General features: G+C 43.0%; 3 protein-coding genes and 1 pseudogene. 3 read left to right on the top strand and 1 reads right to left on the bottom strand.

The window, feature by feature from the left end; translation table 11 throughout:
• Window positions 1-68: 68 nt before the first annotated feature.
• From DSM107010_RS20850 to DSM107010_RS20840, 3 genes and pseudogenes are all read left to right on the top strand, one after another.
• On the top strand, window positions 69-377 hold the full coding sequence (locus tag DSM107010_RS20850) for a DUF1636 domain-containing protein (RefSeq protein ID WP_106171422.1): 309 nt from the start codon (window positions 69-71) through the stop codon (window positions 375-377).
• Window positions 364-750, top strand: a pseudogene (locus tag DSM107010_RS20845) (NAD(P)-binding domain-containing protein); the annotation flags it as partial. The gene DSM107010_RS20850 and the pseudogene DSM107010_RS20845, both read left to right, overlap by 14 nt.
• Window positions 751-913: 163 nt before the next feature.
• Window positions 914-1,549, top strand: a complete 636-nt coding sequence (locus DSM107010_RS20840) for a transposase (protein WP_127023817.1) — start codon at window positions 914-916, stop codon at window positions 1,547-1,549.
• A 503-nt stretch (window positions 1,550-2,052) separates the two neighbouring features.
• Here the strand turns inward: DSM107010_RS20840 and DSM107010_RS39895 are convergent.
• Window positions 2,053-2,274: a hypothetical protein gene (locus DSM107010_RS39895; protein ID WP_199755669.1), complete on the bottom strand. Its 222-nt coding sequence runs from the start codon at window positions 2,272-2,274 to the stop codon at window positions 2,053-2,055.
• Window positions 2,275-2,444 lie beyond the last annotated feature (170 nt).

The raw sequence follows: 2,444 nt of genomic DNA, 5'->3' as shown, positions 1-2,444 counted from the left end.
GTATGCCTTCATTTTTATCTGGGCAGAATACACAACATTACTATTAATCGTACCTCAGTAGACTAGGAATTGCTCTATCTCACTCAGAAAGTTGGCAATTGCGATCGTCATTTGTCATTCAACCAGTAGAATGCCTGAGCGCGTGTAAACGTCCTTGTGCTGTAGCTTTAGCTGCACCAAATAAAACAACTCTCATGTTTGGTGACTTGCCACCTTTAGAAAGCGCAGCAGCCGTATTGCAATTAGCATCACAATACTACAACAGCACTGATGGAATTGTGACGCGCCAGGAAAGACCGGAGATCTTGCAAAAAGGGATTTTGGCGCGAATTCCGCCTTTCCCTCAAGAAAGGCAATGCAACTATGAAAACGACTAGAAAAAACTTGGATGTAGTCATTGTAGGCGCAGGTGCAGCTGGGGTGGGTTGCGGTGTAGTACTACACGATCTGGGCATCAAAAATTTTGTCATCTTAGAGCGCGATCGCGTGGGAGCAACATTTAGCCGCTGGTCCGCAGAAATGCGCTTTATCACCCCCTCTTTTCCCAGTCACGGCTTTGGTTTGTTGGATCTCAATGCGGTTGTTTGGGATACTTCCCCAGCCATAGCATTCAAGCGCGAGCATCTCACGGGCAAGGAATACGCGCTCTACTTGCAAACCGTTGTCGATTATTACCATCTGTCCGTACAGACAGGGGTAGATGTGCAAAAAATTGACCCATTACCTCAGCAACAGGGTTTTCTCCTTCAGGGGGCGACAAGCGCCTGAAAACCGTTGCTGCCAAAGACTTACCCATTTGTCACCTCCCGAAAAAATTCTTGCTTATTGACAACAAACTTTCTTGAGAGGAAATCGAACGGGATTTATGGTAAAAAAGAACGGTCTCGTCAGTTAAGCAAGACCGCAGTTAAAAATGATGCCATTATTCTATCAAACCTTGCTCGAAAAGTACTTGACCCCAGCCCAAGTAATTACTTTAAAAATGTTGGTCTGGCTGCTGCAAACTCAAAAACAAATGAGATTAAAAAGACTAGCAGCTACCCTGCCTTTACCTATCCAACAGAATAGCCGGCGACGACATTTACAAAGATTCTTAACTCTAGACGCTTTAAGTGTGGTATTGCTGTGGTTACCGATTGTTCAAGAGATTTTAACAAGATATTCTAAAACAGGAGCGAGACTAGTTATTGCCCTGGATAGAACGCAGTGGAAAGAAAACAATGTGTTGATGGTTAGTGCGATTCATAAAAAAAGGGCAATTCCCATATTTTGGGTGTTGCTGGAGAAAGGTGGTAGTAGCAATCTCGGAGAGCAACAAAAAGTCTTACGTCCGGCAATTCGTCTATTAAAGAAGTATAAGTTAGTCGTAGTTGGAGATAGGGAATTTCATAGCATAGAACTAGCAAGTTGGTTGCAGCAAGAGAATGTCAGCTTTGTGCTACGTCAAAAACAGAACACTACGTTTCGCCAAAAAAGACACTCGTTCCAACCGTTAAATAGTATTCCTATTCGTCCAGGAAGCCGGCAATTCTATCCGAACTCACTCTGACTCAAACAGCAGGAAAGGGTCGCTTCAATCTAGCCGTGTATTGCAAAAGAAAGTACCGAGGTAAGCAAAAGAAGGTAGCTTGGTATTTATTAACTAATTTCCCAAATTTAAACTCTGCCATTAAAATTTATAGTCAACGTTTTGGAATTGAGGCAATGTTCCGTGATTGTAAAACTGGCGGCTACAACCTTGAAGGCTCAAAAGTAAATTCCGATAGACTTGTACGTTTGATTTTATTAATTGCCATCTCTTTGACTTCAGCATGGCTGCAAGGACAAAGAACTCAATTTCAAAGACGACAACCATATGTCTGCCGCTCCCCAGAAAAAGGTAGAACTAGATTTCGACACAGTAATTTTTGGCTCTTGTTTATATGGGCAAAATTGGATAGTTGCTTGGAATGAGTGCCAGGCATGGGTTGAAGAACTCATCAGTTCCATTCGCAATAAACAGAGCTTTTATCAAAGGGGATTAAGGGCTATGACGCTCATACAGCAAGCACTCTAGCTCCATCGTCGCCCCCTGAAGGCGATCGGCTTCGTCAATAAACCATTCCAACTAGAAGACTCGGCGAACGCACCATGAACGAACACGATCGTGGGCTTGTTGACCTGTGCATTTGCAGTACTCATAATAGCTCCTAGAGAAGTGATGGTAAGAGTTCCTAAAAAGAGAGTGACAATCAGAAGCAGGCGGATGCTGTTCCTGAAGTTAAGCATGTTCATAGTGCGATCTCCATTTGAATTTGGGTAGTGCTTTCCTTCTGTTTCAACGAGCATTGACTGAAAATGTGATTTCTTGATGGCTGAACTTGTAGTAGGTCACACCATTTTATGAAATGCCTGCGACAGATAAAGCATGGAGAATATAATTCCAGCCTGTTAAGCTCACAATA

Source organism: Chroococcidiopsis cubana SAG 39.79, from assembly GCF_003991895.1.
Lineage (GTDB): Bacteria > Cyanobacteriota > Cyanobacteriia > Cyanobacteriales > Chroococcidiopsidaceae > Chroococcidiopsis > Chroococcidiopsis thermalis.
The sequence above is the reverse complement of the archived record's forward strand: the minus strand, read 5'-3'. Positions and strand labels throughout refer to the sequence as shown.

Bases quoted from the DNA above. Each gene is read 5' to 3' on its own strand.
- DSM107010_RS20840 (WP_127023817.1), top strand. From the start codon at position 914: ATGATGCCATTATTCTATCAAACCTTGCTCGAAAAGTACTTGACCCCA.
- DSM107010_RS39895 (WP_199755669.1), bottom strand. From the start codon at position 2,274: ATGAACATGCTTAACTTCAGGAACAGCATCCGCCTGCTTCTGATTGTC.